The organism is Ponticaulis sp., from assembly GCF_029210165.1.
GTDB lineage: Bacteria > Pseudomonadota > Alphaproteobacteria > Caulobacterales > Hyphomonadaceae > Ponticaulis.
Genome location: NZ_JARGNT010000001.1, coordinates 1681739 through 1697566, shown reverse-complemented (window position 1 = coordinate 1697566; position 15828 = coordinate 1681739). Strand labels below are relative to the sequence as shown.

The 15828-nt window shown below is 55.4% G+C and carries 15 protein-coding genes; 5 read left to right on the top strand and 10 right to left on the bottom strand.

The features are described 5' to 3' along the window. Positions 1–6: 6 nt before the first annotated feature. Positions 7–657, bottom strand: a complete 651-nt coding sequence (locus P1U45_RS08285; RefSeq protein WP_301058651.1) for a glutathione S-transferase — start codon at positions 655–657, stop codon at positions 7–9. Then, positions 657–1643 carry a rhodanese-related sulfurtransferase gene (locus P1U45_RS08280; RefSeq protein ID WP_301058650.1) on the bottom strand — a complete coding sequence of 329 codons (987 nt, stop codon included), beginning with the start codon at positions 1641–1643 and terminating at the stop codon, positions 657–659. The genes P1U45_RS08285 and P1U45_RS08280 overlap by 1 nt, the downstream gene beginning before the upstream one ends. 184 nt (positions 1644–1827) lie before the next feature. On the opposite strand from P1U45_RS08280, the gene P1U45_RS08275 reads away from it, so the two are divergent. Together P1U45_RS08275 and P1U45_RS08270 are read left to right on the top strand one after the other, a co-directional pair. Beyond that, on the top strand, positions 1828–3072 hold the full coding sequence (locus tag P1U45_RS08275) for a multidrug effflux MFS transporter (protein WP_293609675.1): 1245 nt from the start codon (positions 1828–1830) through the stop codon (positions 3070–3072). A gap of 15 nt (positions 3073–3087) precedes the next feature. Next, complete coding sequence (locus tag P1U45_RS08270) at positions 3088–3531, top strand: hypothetical protein (RefSeq protein WP_301058649.1); 444 nt, start codon at positions 3088–3090, stop codon at positions 3529–3531. On the opposite strand, the gene P1U45_RS08265 is transcribed toward P1U45_RS08270, so the two are convergent. After that, complete coding sequence (locus tag P1U45_RS08265; protein WP_301058648.1) at positions 3532–5520, bottom strand: protein meaA; 1989 nt, start codon at positions 5518–5520, stop codon at positions 3532–3534. A gap of 275 nt (positions 5521–5795) precedes the next feature. Between P1U45_RS08265 and ccrA the strand changes: the two genes are divergently transcribed. Next, complete coding sequence (ccrA, locus tag P1U45_RS08260) at positions 5796–7073, top strand: crotonyl-CoA carboxylase/reductase (protein WP_301058647.1); 1278 nt, start codon at positions 5796–5798, stop codon at positions 7071–7073. Between the two features lie 83 nt (positions 7074–7156). Here the strand turns inward: ccrA and P1U45_RS08255 are convergent, their stop codons facing one another. The 4 genes from P1U45_RS08255 to P1U45_RS08240 form a co-directional block, all read right to left on the bottom strand. After that, on the bottom strand, positions 7157–7951 hold the full coding sequence (locus P1U45_RS08255) for a division plane positioning ATPase MipZ (protein WP_293609672.1): 795 nt from the start codon (positions 7949–7951) through the stop codon (positions 7157–7159). Between the two features lie 328 nt (positions 7952–8279). Next, positions 8280–9416, bottom strand: a complete 1137-nt coding sequence (locus tag P1U45_RS08250) for an acyl-CoA dehydrogenase (protein WP_301058646.1) — start codon at positions 9414–9416, stop codon at positions 8280–8282. A 36-nt stretch (positions 9417–9452) separates the two neighbouring features. Continuing rightward, positions 9453–9671 (bottom strand): hypothetical protein, encoded by a 219-nt coding sequence (locus tag P1U45_RS08245; RefSeq protein WP_301058645.1) that lies wholly within the window; start codon positions 9669–9671, stop codon positions 9453–9455. Positions 9672–9674: 3 nt separating this feature from the next. Next, positions 9675–10889, bottom strand: a complete 1215-nt coding sequence (locus P1U45_RS08240) for an acyl-CoA dehydrogenase family protein (protein ID WP_301058644.1) — start codon at positions 10887–10889, stop codon at positions 9675–9677. Positions 10890–11192: 303 nt separating this feature from the next. Between P1U45_RS08240 and P1U45_RS08235 the strand changes: the two genes are divergently transcribed. Then, complete coding sequence (locus P1U45_RS08235) at positions 11193–12572, top strand: NAD(P)-binding domain-containing protein (RefSeq protein WP_301058643.1); 1380 nt, start codon at positions 11193–11195, stop codon at positions 12570–12572. Between the two features lie 62 nt (positions 12573–12634). Here P1U45_RS08235 and P1U45_RS08230 read toward each other — a convergent pair whose 3' ends face one another. Both P1U45_RS08230 and P1U45_RS08225 read right to left on the bottom strand, forming a co-directional pair. Further along, positions 12635–13234, bottom strand: coding sequence for a hypothetical protein (locus tag P1U45_RS08230; RefSeq protein ID WP_301058642.1), 600 nt, complete (start codon positions 13232–13234; stop codon positions 12635–12637). A 92-nt stretch (positions 13235–13326) separates the two neighbouring features. Continuing rightward, positions 13327–13563, bottom strand: a complete 237-nt coding sequence (locus tag P1U45_RS08225) for a hypothetical protein (protein WP_301058641.1) — start codon at positions 13561–13563, stop codon at positions 13327–13329. A 144-nt stretch (positions 13564–13707) separates the two neighbouring features. Between P1U45_RS08225 and P1U45_RS08220 the strand changes: the two genes are divergently transcribed. Further along, entirely contained in the window at positions 13708–14895 is a 1188-nt protein-coding gene (locus P1U45_RS08220; protein WP_301058640.1) for a mechanosensitive ion channel family protein, read from the top strand. Here the strand turns inward: P1U45_RS08220 and P1U45_RS08215 are convergent. Further along, a complete protein-coding gene (locus P1U45_RS08215; RefSeq protein WP_301058639.1) occupies positions 14874–15812 on the bottom strand; it encodes a histone deacetylase in 939 nt (312 codons plus the stop codon). The genes P1U45_RS08220 and P1U45_RS08215 overlap by 22 nt on opposite strands. Positions 15813–15828: the final 16 nt, after the last annotated feature.

Below are 15828 nucleotides of genomic sequence, written 5' to 3'. Positions count from 1 at the left end.
GAACAGCTAGGGGGCAGCGGGAAATAGCTCGCCCTCGCCGCCTTCCCAGCGCGGATACTTCTTCATAACGCTAGCAAAGCGGTCGCTTTCCATGAAGTCGTGCACCCATTTGATGAGCGCAGGCAGAGGCAGTTTATCAAACCAGTCTTTGTCTGGAATGCGGAATTGGCGCACAAACGGAGCAATAGCGGCGTCCACAAAGGTGAAGCGCCCCCCCACCAGATAGCCAGTGTCGCCTAGGCGAGCGTCAAGGTCCTCCAGAATTTTGAGCCCTTCGGCGCGATGCTCACTCGCATCCACATCTTCATAGCGGCTGGCATATTTATACCGGTCGAGATGATGTTTAAACGGGCCATCATTGCGCGCAATCAGGACGTCAGCCGTTTCGCGATCAGCTTCAAACGGCGCTAGCCAGCCTTGCGGATCAGACTCTGCGAGCGCCCATTTGGCTACATCTAGGCTCTCATCGACCACGCGACCATCCGGCAGAATGAGAACCGGCACAGTGCCTTTGGGCGAAGCCTCCAGCATATGCTCGGGCTTATGCTTTAAGTGGATCTCCCGCAGTTCGACCTGCATGCCAGAAGACTGGATCGCGAGGCGCGCACGCATCGCGTAAGGACATCGGCGGAAGCTATAAAGAACGGGTGCGGGCATTACCCCTCCCCGTTTTCCTGCATGTCTTCGGCTTCGCGGTGTTCGCGCAGAAGGTCCGGACGTGCCTCTGGCCCCATACCCGCCTCGCCGCGCTTTTTGGCAAGCTCAAGCTGAAGCTGGCGCTGGCGAAAACGCTCGCGATCATTCTCGGTGAACTTGTCGATGCAATAGTCGCAGGAAACGCCCGGCACATAGTTCTCGGACTTCTGACCGTCAGGGCTGACACCGCGACCACAGGCATGGCAGCTGACATATTCGCCCAGCTCTAGGCCGTGCTTGATGCCGACGCGTTCGTCAAAGACAAAGCATTCGCCCTGCCATAGGCTTTCTTCCTGAGGCACATCTTCCAGATATTTCAGAATGCCGCCCTTGAGGTGATACACCTCATCATGGCCCATTTCTTTCAGATAGGCCGTCGCCTTCTCACAGCGAATGCCGCCCGTACAGAACATGGCGATCTTCTTGGCGTTGCGCTCACCCGGCTTGCCGACATGCTGGTCCACCCAGCCCGGAAACTCGCGGAAGGTCCGCGTTTCAGGGTCAACCGCGCCTTTGAAGGTGCCCATGTCGAATTCGAACGAGTTGCGCGTATCAATGACCAGCGTTTCCGGGTCGGCGATCAGCTTGTTCCACTCTTTCGGATCGACATAGGTGCCAACGGTGCGGTTCGGGTCGATGCCCGGCACGCCCATGCGCACAATCTCTTCCTTCAGGCGGACTTTCATACGCTTGAACGGTTTGGCCTGCGCGTGGGAGTATTTCACTTCCAGCGTGCCAATCGAAGGAATGGCTTCCAGATAGTCGATCATCTCGCGCATGCCCGTTTCGGTCGGGCCGGCGATTGTACCGTTAACGCCTTCGCTCGCGATCAGGAGAGAGCCGCAAATCTCGCGCGCATTCGCGAAATCACGGATTTTCTCCTGCCAGCTTTCAAAGTCCGGAAAGGCAGTGAATTTATAAAGAGCGGCAACTGTATATGTGGTCATGGGGCCAGATACAGCAAAATGCCCCTCTATATCAATTGGTCTCGGGCAGCTCGAAGAATTTTTCCGTCAGGCGAACTCTGGCCAGAAAGATATCGCACCGTTTCGACGTTGTTGAGAATAACTCATCGAAACAGTCAAAATTTGACCGTTTCCTTTCCAGCAAAAAGGGAGTAACGGACCCAGAATGACTACTGCGCCCCACCCACTTGCTGGCAGCAAACTTTCAACACCAGAATTCGTAGCAATGACCGCCTATCTCATGGCGCTGAATGCGCTTGCGATTGACGTCATGCTGCCTGCCCTGTCCGAGATCGGACACGCTCTAAACGCACCAACTGAAAACGACGCCCAGAACATCGTGCTCTACTATATGTACGGCTTCGGTATTTCCCAGCTGTTCTGGGGGCCGATCACAGACAGGTTTGGACGAAAGCCCGTGCTGACGCTTGTTCTGATCATGTATGTGATCACGTCGCTGGGCTGCACGCTGTCACAAGACTTCAACTCATTGCTCACTTGGAGGATCCTACTCGGCATCGCCTCTGGTGGTACGCGCGTCATCGCCGTGAGTGTCGTGCGAGACCTGTTTGTGGGACGCGGCATGGCGCGGATCATGTCCATGGTCATGACCGTCTTCATGGTCATTCCAATCCTCGCGCCGATGTTTGGTGAGTTCATTCTCCACCTTTTCAACACCTGGCAAAGCATATTCGGCGTGCTCGCCGGCGGCGGCGCGATCATGCTTGTCTGGTCGTTTTTCCGACTGCCAGAAACACGCCCTGCTGAGATGCGCACACCGATCAATGTGCGGGCCGTCACGTCTGCCTATCTGACAGTGTTTCGCACTCGCGACGCGCTTGGATACATGCTGGCAAGCGGCGTCATTTTTGGCTCGCTTATGGCCTACATTTCTTCGTCCGAGCAGATTTTCAATGATGTGTTCAACGCTGGAGAGCTGTTCACGCTTTGCTTTGCAGGCATCGCGCTTTCTATGTCGGTCGCAACTTTCACCAACTCGACTCTGGTTGAGAAACTGGGTCAGCGCCTGATCTCTCACACCGCACTGATCGGCTTTATCGTCTTCGCGGTTGCGCTGGTTCTGGTGACAAAGATCTGGGGGCCTAACCTGATCAGCTTCATGATCCTGTTCTCGCTCGTCTTCATGAATTTCGGTTTTATGGGCCCGAACTTCAATTCCATGGCGATGGAACCGCTGGGCAAGATTGCGGGCACAGCCTCTGCCATGCTGGGCTTTGCCTCAACCACGGTTGCCGCGATGATTGGTGGCGCGATTGCTGGTCAGTATAACGGCTCGATCATTCCAGTGCTGATGGGCTTTGTTATTCTGGGTGTCGTCAGCCTGATCATCGTCTTCGTCACCGAACGCTTCACGCTGTTCGGCCGCGGTCAGGATGAAGCGGCGGAGTAGAAAAGGGGCGCTATCGTGCCGAGACTTTCGACCTATTTTATGGCGTCAGTCATTCTCACTTTAGCATTTTCACTGCCCATCACGTGGATCGGCACGCTCGTCTATTTCTCCAGCCAGACAAATATCTTCAGCGCGTTTTTCCGGGCACTGGGCGATGTTTGGATATTCTACATCGCGTTTCTGGCGGGAACTCTGCTTATCGTGAGCCCTGCCTACGCAGCTCTTTTGAAACAGGTCGCAGGATGGGCGTCCGATATGCTTCGGCGCGAACTTGTCACCAGTCTGGCGACTGCATTCGCCTTGGCGATAACGGGCCTCATAGCGAGAGCTATATTTTTCTGGGAAGGTTTCGCGTCGGATGTTGAAACCAACATTCTGGTCGCGAGTATTCTGGCGATATACGCTGGATTGATCTGGGGCGCCGTTTTCAAAGTGCGACGCCCCAAATTCAAAGATTGATCAGACCGTCTCTGACGCGCTTTTCTCAACCGTGGCGACGATGTCGGCCATGATCTCGTTCAGCTTATAGTCTTTCGGCGTGTAGACGCGCGCGACGCCGACCTGCTTCAGAACCAGTTCGTCTTCCGGTGGAATAATGCCACCGACAACGAGTGGCACATGCCCGATACCCGCGTCACGCATACGCGCGGAAACATCACGAACCAGATCTACGTGAGAGCCTGACAGAATAGACAGGCCAACCACGTGAGCCTTCTCTTCCACTGCCTGCGCTACGATCTCTTCCGGCGTGAAGCGGATACCGTCATAGCGGACCTTCATGCCCACCTGACGCGCTTTAGATGCAATCTGCTCTGCGCCATTAGAGTGGCCATCAAGACCCGGCTTACCAAGAACGTATGTCAGCGTGCTGCCGAGCACTTCAGACACGCGCTCGACTTCAGCCTTGATCTCGGCCTCTCTGGATTCCGGATCGGAGGCGATCACGAGAGACACACCTGTCGGGCCGCGATACTGGTCAAACACGTCACGCAGCACACCACCCCACTCACCAGTGGTCACGCCAGCTTTCGCCGCGACAATGCTCGGCTCCATCATATTACGGCCTTCAACCGCAGCAGAGCGCAGGCCTTCCAGCGCCGCATCAACCGCTTTGGCATCACGCGCCGCGCGCCATGCTTTCAGCTTGGCAACGGTTTCAGCCTCAAGCAGAGGGTCGACTTTCTGGATGGATTTTTCGCCAGCAGAGAGCGGGCTGTCTTCCGTTTCCTTATAAGCGTTGACGCCCACAACCATGTGGTCGCCCGTTTCAATACCGGCAACGCGCTGGCGCTGGCTCTCAACGAGCTGGGCTTTCATATACTCAACCGAATCGACAGCACCGCCGGCGGCATCAATTTTGGCGAGTTCTACGCGGGCTTTTTCTTTCAGCTCGTTCGTCTTTGCTTCGACAACGTGAGAGCCATCGAACAGATCTTCAAATTCGAGAAGGTCTGTTTCGTATGCGAGGATTTGCTGCAGGCGCAAAGACCATTGCTGGTCCCAAGGGCGCGGCAGGCCCATAGCTTCGTTCCAGGCTGGCAGCTGAAGCGCGCGGCAGCGGGCACGTTTGGACAGCGTGACAGCAAGCGCCTCGATCAGAATACGGTAGACGTTGTTCTCCGGCTGCGGCTCAGTAAGGCCGAGCGAGTTCACCTGAACACCATAACGGAAGAGGAGCGATTTCGGGTTTGTCACGCCATAGCGTTCACGACCGATTTCTTCCCACATGTCGACGAACGCTCGCATTTTGCAAAGCTCGGTCACGAACTTCACACCGGCATTCACGAAGAAGGAGATACGGCCAAAGACAACTTCGAAATCTTCGTCAGGAACCTGACCGCCTTCTTTCGTCGCATCGAGAACGGCGCATGCTGTTGCAAGCGCGTAAGCAAGCTCCTGTTCCGGCGTCGCACCCGCTTCCTGAAGGTGGTAGGAACACACATTCAGCGGGTTCCACTTCGGTGTCTCAGTGTAGCACCAGCTGACCATGTCTGCGATGAGACGCATGCTCGGCTTTGGCGGGAAGACATAAGTGCCGCGCGAGAGATATTCCTTGATGATGTCGTTCTGCGTCGTGCCGCGCAGCGCCTTGCGATCAGCGCCCTGCTCGTCTGCCAGCGCCACATAGAGGGCAAGCATCCACGCTGCAGGTGCGTTGATCGTCATCGAGGTGTTCATCTCGGCGACTGGAATTTCATTAAACAGGGTGCGCATATCGCCCAAATGGCCGATTGGCACGCCCACTTTACCCACTTCACCACGTGAGAGCACATGGTCTGCGTCGTAGGCAGTCTGCGTTGGCAGATCGAAGGCAATTGAAAGACCGGTCTGACCTTTTGCAAGGTTTCTCCGGTACAGCGCATTGGATTCTGCGGCTGTTGAATGGCCCGCATAAGTGCGGAAAATCCACGGCCTGTCGGCCGCGTGCTGGTAAGGCGTCTCAGTCATTTTCGTTTTCTCCCGGCGCCAGATAAACCCGAGTTAGTGTGCAATGCAACACAAACGACACGCAGAACAGGCGAGACATTTCGTCAGACTACGAAATATTTCCCCCTTTAGGCGCATGTTTCCCCGGTTTCGCGCAACACTTACCCAGAAACTATATTGCGCCGCAGCAAAAATACTTGACTCTTCATTTCCAGCGGTCAGGTTAGCGGCCTCGATGTCCGCACGTACAACAAAATCATGGCGGATATATTCTAACCGTTCTTGGGGAGAACTGCATGTCTTTAGCCAATCAGGCTCGCGAGCAAAAAGATATTTACGACGTTGGTGAGATTCCACCGGAGTTCCACGTCCCAAAATTCATGCACGCATGGTCCATTCGCCGTGAGCGCCATGGTCGCCCGAATCAGGCGATGCAGCTAGAACAGGTTCCAGTGCCAGAAATCGATTCCGATGAGGTTCTGGTTCTCGTTATGGCCGCTGGTGTGAACTATAACGGTGTATGGGCCGGTCTTGGTGAGCCAATTTCACCATTCGACGTACACAAAGCCGACTTCCACGTAGCTGGTTCCGACGCTTCAGGCATTGTCTGGGCTGTTGGCCGCAAAGTGACGCGTGTGAAGCCAGGCGACGAAGTTGTTATCCATTGTAACCAGGATGATGGCGACGACGAGGAATGTAATGGCGGCGACCCAATGTTTTCGCCAAGCCAGCGTATCTGGGGTTATGAAACTCCGGACGGTTCCTTCGCTCAGTTCTGCCGCGTTCAGGCGCGCCAGTGTATGCCACGTCCGAAGCACCTCACATGGGAAGAGAGCGCGTGCTACACGCTGACGCTCGCTACCGCTTACCGCATGCTGTTCGGCCACCGTCCGCACGTTCTGCGTCCGGGTGAGCACGTCCTCGTATGGGGTGCGTCTGGCGGTCTCGGCTCGTTTGCGACACAGCTCTGCGCCGTCACCGGTGCACACGCCATTGGCGTCGTCTCGAACGAGGATAAACGCGACTTTGTGATGAGTATGGGCGCCAAAGCTGTGCTCAACCGCAAAGACTTTAATTGCTGGGGTCAGCTGCCGACTGTAAACGGCCCTGAGTTCAATGATTACATGAAAGAGAGCCGTAAATTCGGTAAGGCGATCTGGGAAATCACAGGCAAAAAGGACGTCGACATGGTGTTCGAACACCCTGGCGAGTCCACAATGCCGGTTTCTGTCTTCGTTGTGAAACGCGGCGGTATGGTCGTAATCTGCGCCGGTACAACAGGCTTCAACCTGACCATGGATGCCCGCTTCCTCTGGATGCGTCAGAAGCGTGTTCAGGGTTCCCACTTCGCGAACCTCAAACAGGCCTCTCAGGCAAACCAACTCGTTATCGATCGCCGTATCGACCCGTGCATGTCCGAAGTCTTCCCATGGAGCGACATTCCAGAAGCGCACGAGAAGATGCTCGATAACCAGCACCTTCCGGGCAACATGGCCGTTCTGGTTACATCTCCGAAACCGGGCCTTCGCTCTGTTGAAGATGTTCTTGAGAACGCACCTGGCAAAGCGAGCTAAGGCTCGCTTCAGCCAACCAGAATCAAAAAGGCCTGAGCGATGCTCAGGCCTTTTCTTTATTCGGGGGCAGAACCTTATAAGCGTTATGCAATCGCGTAGTTCGCACGCTGGCCCGGCTGAAGGTTCAGCTGACGGATGACCTGCGCCGCAAGGCGACGTGATTCCGTGCGTGCGGCGAGGAAGCTGCGCTGGATCGGCTCACCGGCAATGTCGTCTACTGGGGTTACACCTGTTTCCATCATGATGCGGTAGCCTACGCGGTCAACCAGACCTTCGAGCAGGTCGATATTGGACTCTTCGCAGAAATCGAGCAGCTGTTCGCGCACGCTTTCGCCCACGCGGGTAATCAGATGAGATTTGCGGTTCAGGCACATGAACCAGCCAAAGTCGGTTTTGTTGAGCTTTTGCGCGTGACGACGAACCAGATCGATCAGCTGTGAGTAAGGGCGGGTCGCCTGCATGCTCGGACCATTTGTCGGCATGATCTGATAGAGATCGACAGGGCTTTCAGTAACCGTTGTGATGACAAGATCAGCCACAAGGTGAGCCGCGATCACTTCAGGCTTCCAGACAGAAACCGTATCAATCAGCAGAACATCATAGCCCTTGCGTGCGGCTTCTTCAGCCTGATTGCGGAAACCCATTTGCCAGTCCTGCACGTCAGGGTGACCGCCGGAGACGTGGAGGTCTGCGACGTTAGGGCTGTTCAGGTCTGCGAATTCACGCGCAGCCTCAAAGCGAGCCAGAGGTTTTGTCGACGTCTCAAGTTCGATGACCCGGGTCTTCAGTCCGCGTTGCGTAAGGGCTGTCGCCAGTACCGCACACAGTGTTGTTTTTCCCGTCCCACCCTTGAAGCTGCCAATTGTTACGATCTTCATGTCGTCTCCAGGTTCGTTTGGTGCGCCCCGAGCGCACGATTTAAACGAGTACCAGCAACAAAAATACCAAGCTGTAGAGTTAACGTATCATTGCGTTTTCAAGACTCGCAACAGCGCTCGCGCAAAAGGGGATATTCCTGCAAAGAATTTTTATAATTCACTGTTTTTCTTATACTTTGCCCGAAAAGCAAGCAGACACTTCTTTCAATTCTGGATTAAAATCCAAAGAATCAAACAGATTCAAAAGGTTAAAAAAAAGGCCCGATTTTCATCGGGCCTCTCGCTTGATGCGGGAATTGGGACAGTCAGAGTCCCTTTTCAGGACAGTCTAGAAGCCGTGCAGGCTCGCAAAGCGCTCCTTATGGAAGCCTTCGCCGCCGAACATGGCTTCAACCACGCGCGCACGCTTGATGAAGAAACCTGCATCATGTTCGTCCGTCATGCCGATACCGCCATGCATCTGGATTGTCTCGTTCGTGACGAGGTGTGCCAGATGAGAGGCTTTAGCTTTTGCAAGAGACGCCATCTGAGCGACATCATCACGTCCTTCATCGAGGGCTGCCAGAGCGCCTGCCACACAAGAACGGGTCTGCTCGATTTCAGAGAACATGATCGCTGCACGGTGCTGCAGTGACTGGAAAGAACCAATCAGCTGACCGAACTGCTTACGCGTCTGCAGATATTCATGCGTCATTTCAAACGCCGCGACAGAGAGGCCAAGCAGTTCAGCTGCTGCACCAATACGGCCGCGGTCGAGAACAGCATCGAGAAGCGCAAAACCGCCACCGACTTCGCCCAGAACGTCTGCAGCCGGAACTACAACACCGTTCAGTTCAAGGTTCGCCGCACCATGATAATCAAGCGTGCTGAGCTCGCTGATGGTCAGACCGTCAGTCTCCCGAGGCACCATGAACAGCGTGATGCCGTCTGTGTCCCCCGCAGAACCGGACGTACGCGCCGCGATGATAAAGAGGTCAGCGAAATGGCCGTTTGGCACGAACACTTTCTTACCGGTGAGCGTGTAGCCGCCACCTGCTGCTTCAGCCGTCATCGCGACATTAGCCGGCGCGTGGTGCGCATGCTCGTCCACTGCCAGAGCCGTTGTGATCTTGCCTTCAGCGATCTTTGGCAGAACCGTAGATTTCTGTGCCTCGGTGCCGCCAAGAACCAGCGCCGATACGCCGACCATAGCCGTTTGCAGAAGCGGTGAAGATGCCAGTGTGCGGCCTTGTGCTTCCAGCACCTGGCCCATACCGACATAACCAAACTCGGAACCGCCGAACTCTTCCGGCACCAGAACGCCATACCAGCCCATTTCGGCCATAGCGCCCCAGCTTTCCGGGTCTTTACCGTTTGCGCCCGCATTACGTTGCTTGCGGAAGTGTGTGAGTGAGAGCTGCTCGGACATAAAATCCTGAGCGGCTTCCTTGAGCATGTTCTGCTCTTCAGTAAGTACGAATGTCATTTGAATCGTCTTTCTTAGATTCTGCAGAATTGAATTTCAGGACGCGCCCTCGGCGTTTTGTTCTCGCTTCTCGATCACCAGCCTTATCAACGCTATCAGGCAACCAATCAGAAACCAGAAAACTCCCGCTGCGATGATTCCGGCGCCCCAGAGAAACGTGACGACACCTGCCGGACCATCGGCGCTGAGCATCACAATTGTTCCGACCAGCAGCGCAGTCAGAGCGGGCAGAAGGACCCATCCAAGAAAATTCAACCCTTAACCCTTGTGCTCTTTCAGTCCGAGAACGCGCTTCGCGATCACGTTGAGGTTCACCTCTGAGGTGCCGCCTTCAATCGAGTTCGCTTTGGCACGCAGCATCGCTTTGTTGGATGCGAGCTCCAGATCGGTGAAGCCCTCGCCGTCCCAGCCAAGGCCCTGATAGCCCAGCGTTTCGACAGTCATTTCTGTCTTCTTCTGGTTCAGCTTCGCCGCAGCGTATTTAACGATGCTCGCCGTGTGACCGACTTCCTCACCAGCCTTGGACTGCTCTGCCATGCGGGCAACCGTCAGCTTGAAGGCTTTGTCATCCATTGCGAGGTCCGCAAGACGCAGGCGCAAATCCGGATCGAGCAGTTTGCCGCTCGCATCTGTGCCGACATACTCTTTCGCGCGCTCGTAAAGCGGCGGTGTGCCAGCACGGTCTGCACCAAAGCCTGTCGCTGAGATATTTGAACGCTCATACTGGAGAAGGCGTTTCGCAATCTCCCAGCCGCCATTCAGACGACCTACGAGGTGATCCTTTGGAACCTTCACATCGTTGAAGAATGTTTCACAGAACGGAGACGAACCGGAGATCAGCTTGATCGGACGTGCTTCGACGCCTTCGCTTTCCATATCGAACAGAAGGAAGGAGATACCTTCATGCTTTTTGGAAGTGTCCGTACGTACCAGACAGAAGATCCAGTCAGCCTGATCCGCATAAGAGGTCCAGACTTTCTGGCCATTCACCAGCCAGTGATCGCCCTTGTCTTCACACTTGGTCTGAAGGCCTGCGAGGTCAGAACCTGCGCCCGGCTCTGAATAGCCCTGACACCAGCGGATCTTACCGTTGACGATGTCCGGCAAGAATTTCTGCTTCTGCTCTTCATTGGCATATTCAAGAAGAACAGGGCCAAGCATCCAGAGGCCGAAAGAGTTCAGCGCAGGACGCGCTTTAATGCGCTTGAGTTCCTGCTGCAGGATAAGGTTCTCTTCCTTGGTAAGACCACCGCCGCCATATGCTTTTGGCCATGTCGGCGCGGTCCAGCCTTTAGCGGCCATGCGCTCGAGCCAGAGCTTGGAGTCCGGATTTTTAAATTTTTCTTTGCGGCCGCCCCACACGGTTTCGTCTTCTACTTGCGGGGTGCGCATGCTCGCCGGGCAGTTCTCTTCCAACCAGGCCCGTGTTTCGGCCCTGAACTGGTCAAGGGTCGGGTCCATTCCGTCCGCCATTTTATTCTCCCTCGTGACGTATTTTATCGGGTTCAGCCTTGAAGGCTTTAGATAGTAAACTATCGTGAACCACTTAAGGTTACTCAGTCTTATTCTGTAAATCTAGCCAATGTGTGCCCCTATCCCAGCGTAAAGAAGCACGTTTTTCGATCTATACTGAAAAATCAGATGCTTTCCGGCATATCCTGCCCGAACATAGCCGTTATGCCGTAGCGTCACGCGTTGACGCAAACGTAAAGCCCCATACACTCCACTTAAAAGCGCGGCCCATTTGAGACGCCGCACAATACAGGGAGAGACAAGATGGGTTTCAACGGTGCAGCCCACCTGCCGAAAGTCTGCATTATCGGTGCAGGCCCATCCGGCTTCACAACCGCCAAACGTCTGAAAGATGCCAACATCCCCTATGACTGTTTTGAAGTCTCGGACAATATTGGCGGCAACTGGTATTTCAACAATCCGAACGGCATGTCGTCCTGCTATGAAAGCCTGCACATAGACACGTCGAAATGGCGTCTGGCGTTCGAGGATTTCCCCGTTCCGAAGGACTGGCCGGACTTTCCGCACCACTCCCAGCTGCTTCAATACTTCCATGACTATGTAGACCATTTCGGTGTGCGCGAGACGATTACCTTCAATACGGGTGTTGACCATGCTGCCCGACGCGATGATGGTCTTTGGGAGGTCCGCCTCTCAACTGGCGAAACACGGGTGTATGACGCGTTGATCGTCGCCAATGGGCACCACTGGGACCCGCGAATTCCCGACGAATATTCTGGCGAGTTTGATGGCTATCAGGTCCACAGCCACCATTACCGCGACCCGTTTGAGCCATATGATTTTCGCGGCAAGAAAGTCATGGTCGTTGGCGGCGGAAACTCCGCAATGGATATCTCGTCAGAACTCTCCCAGCGCCCGATTGCCGACTCGCTCTATATCTCGCTGCGTCGCGGCATCTGGGTGCTGCCAAAGTACATGAACGGAAAACCGGCGGACAAAGCCGTTCTTCCGGCGTGGCTGCCTTCCGGCCTAGGCCGAAAGCTCGCCCGCGGCGCCATCAAAAAATCCATTGGCAATATGGAAGATTACGGACTTCCAAAGCCTGACCATGAACCGCTTGAAGGCCACCCGTCTGTCTCAGGTGAATTCCTCACCCGCGTCGGCTGCGGTGATATCAATGTGAAGGGAGCAATTGACCGGCTGGACGGAAATGGCGTCGTCTTCAAGGATGGCACACGCGAAGAGATCGATGCCATCGTCTGGGCGACCGGATATAAAATCAGCTTCCCGTTCTTCTCTGACGACCTTCTGAAACCCGATGAGAACCATAAATTCGACCTGTTCAAGCGTATGGTTCGCGACGGATTTGATAATCTGTTCTTTGTCGGGCTGGCACAGCCTCTGCCGACCCTCGTCAATCTGGCTGAACAACAAGCCAAGCTCATCGCAGCTTATCTGACGGGCGAATACGCTCTGCCACCGTCCGAAGAGATGCAGGCGATCACCAGGAAAGACGACGAATTTCACCGCGGGCATTTCTACGCCTCGCCGCGTCACACCATTCAGATCGACTTCAACGCCTATTGCAAGGATCTGAACCGCGAGCTGAAACTCGGCGAAGCGCGCGCAATTTCGAAACAAAAAGCTCTGCCTGTGCCGCCCCGCGCCATGGAAACGGCCTGACGCCACATAAAGAAAACCCCGGACTCGCGTCCGGGGCACTCTCTATCAGCAGTTTACGAAGCCTATCGTGAACCGGCTGATGCTTCCACGTTTGCACGGAATTCTGCTTCGTCCGCATCGAGTACGACAGCGTTTGCGTCAGCATGGAATGCAGCGCTATCACCCGCGACCTGTATGGTCTCGGCATCGGCCTCACCATTGCCACGGACATAAATCATACCGTCATTCATGCGGTCGACTGTGCCGACTTGCGCACCGTCACGTGTGTAGACGGTTACAGGCGTTGGCACCGGCTCGACGCGCGTATTGATGCGTGTCGCCTGCCAGCCTTCGTTTCGGGCTTCCACGACACCCTGGTTCGTCTCTTCGCGCATCATTTCGGCGCGGTCGCGGAGCTGATCACCTAGTCGATCACTGGCCTTCTCAAGCTCGTATGTCTCGAGCGAGCCCTCAAGGCTTGTTGCCAGCGTGCTTTCCACGGGCACTGTGTCAGCGTCGAATACCGATGTAGCTGATGTGTCTACTGTTGTCTGAAGGTCTATGCCTTCACCCACGCTCGTTCCGAGCTGGCCTGTCGTGTCAGATGTGACCGAGCCAAGCTGCGCAGTCGCTGTGCCTGTCAGAAGAGCAATCGATGCGGCGGATGTAATGAGGTATTTCATAAGTTTTCCTCCGTTTTCTACCTATCGCAAATCAACGGAGACGGCCGGGCTGATGTTCCAAAACAATCCGATGAAACATCTGTAATGCGCCCCTAAAAGCGGCCGAGCAGACCTTTTCCAGGCCCTGTCTCATAACCCAGAATATTTACCAGGTGCACGAAGAACAGGATCGCTACAAACGCGCTCACAATCATAATAAGCCGCCAGGGCAGCAGTTTCGGACGCATATCATCCCGCGGCGCACTGGCGCGATACGAAGAGAACACAGCGAAACCAGCCATCACCAGCAAGCCGATAACGCTTAAAATCATATCAGTTGAAATCGCCATGCCTGCCTAACGCGGTTTTACGGAACAGTTCCGGAGCTGAGGCTTTAACATTTAGGGACAATCAAAGAGACGCCAAGCCTGCTTCTTCCAGCTTTGCCGGGATGCGGGCATTTTTGCGTTTCCGGATCGATAAAGGATGACAGTATGACAGCAAACTCTCCGGCCTCTGACGCTATGGAGCCAGTCGCGGAAGTTTTCGCAGACGTCACCGTCAACAATATGATGGCCATCGCCATTCTCGCCGGAGCCGTCGCTGCTGCTATTGTCATTCACACGATCATCTATGCCCTCTTAACCCGCGCTGTCGGCAAGGATGGCGACAAACTATTTGCCAGAGCGCTCAGGCGCGCGCGTACAGTTTCGCTCCTGGGCATGTGCGTGCTGGCCGCAGAGCTCGCCCTGCCTATGGTGCAGATGCCAGATAGCTGGCGCGGGCTGATCAATCAGATTGTCACGATCCTGCTGATCGGCATTGCAGGCTGGCTGCTCAACCGCATCATCACGGCCTTCACTGAAAACCGCGTGTCCAAATACGACATGGACGCCGAAGACAATCTGGAAGCCCGTAAGGTCTCGACCCGTATGCGCCTGCTGAGCCGCATGATGACCATGCTGATCCTGTTGGTCACCGTCGCAGCCATGCTGATGACCTTCCCGTCTGTGCGCTCCATTGGTATCTCGCTGTTTGCCTCGGCTGGTGTAGCCGGCATTGTCATCGGTTTTGCGGCGCGCCCTGTGCTGTCCAATCTGATCGCTGGCATTCAAATCGCCCTCACCCAGCCGCTTCGCATTGGCGACGCCGTCATTATGGAGGGCGAGTGGGGCTGGATTGACGAAATCACCTCGACCTATGTCGTGGTGAAGATCTGGGACTGGCGACGCCTTGTCGTGCCGCTGACGCAGGTTGTCGAAAAGCCTTTCCAGAACTGGACACGTGAAGGCTCTTCCATCATCGGGTCCGTGACCTGGCATCTAGATTACACCGCACCGGTCAGCGAGATCCGCGCCAAGCTAAAAGAGCTTCTGGACGAAAGCGAGCTGTGGGACGGCGATGTGCAAGTGCTGCAAGTCATCGATACAACGCAGGAAACCATCACGCTGCGTGGCCTGATGAGCGCGAAGAACTCGCCGATCGCATGGGATTTGCGCTGCGAAATCCGCGAAAAGATGGTTTCATGGCTACAGCAGGAACACGCCTACGCCCTGCCACGCCGCCGCGGTGAAATTCACATTGAAGAGTCCGAAATCGAGTTTACGCCGTCACCCGCGCCGCGTGAAAGTGACGATACGGGCATGTCTGACAAAATCGATCATCCCGACGAAACACGCTGATCGGTTTCAGCTTCCAGCGCGCGGGCGGCTTCTTCGAATGCGAAAGCATGCAGCCGGGCCAGATGGCTCACATCATGGCTATATCCGCCACCCATGACACAGACGAGCGGCAAGCCCCGCTCGCGAACACGGGAGATAACCAGGCGATCGCGCGCGCGAATGCCCTCATCACTGAGCTTGAGCTTGCCCAGCCGGTCATCCTCATGCGGGTCGACACCGGCATTGTAAAATACGATGTCCGGAGAGGACGCCTCCAGCACGCGCGCCAGTCCGGCCTCTAACTCACTCAGATAACCTTCATTACCCAGCCCCTGATCGAGCCCGATATCCAGCGTTGAGGCGACCTTGCGCACTGGCCAATTATCTTCGCAATGAAGCGAGAAAGTGAAAACGCTGTCGTCATTCTGGAAAATGTCTGCCGTGCCATCGCCCTGATGCACATCGCAATCAATCACGAGCGCTTTGCGTATGCGTTCGGTCTTCTGCAGCGCGCGGATAGCAACGCCCACATCATTGAACACACAGAACCCCGCCCCATGCGTATATTTGGCATGGTGGCTTCCACCTGCCGCGTTGCAGGCAATGCCTTTGGAAAGCGCGGCCTCACCGGCAAGATACGTTCCCATACAGGAAAGACGTGAGCGCATGGCGACGGCCGCCGTCATTTCAAAGCCGATCGTCCTCGCCGTTTTGTAGTCCACCGTCTGATGGAAGACTGCATCCACATAGGACGGATCATGCGCAAGCGCGATCATCTCAAAATCCGCAGGCTTTGGCCTACGGATCGGATTGGTTGGCGTGACGAGGCCAATCTCCTTCAGGCGACGCCCCGTTTCGCGATATTTGCGCATGGGGAACCGATGCCCGTCCGGCACAGTCTCGGCGTCGTATCTGTCATGATAAAAAATCGGCAGCATTGAGCTATCAGATAGC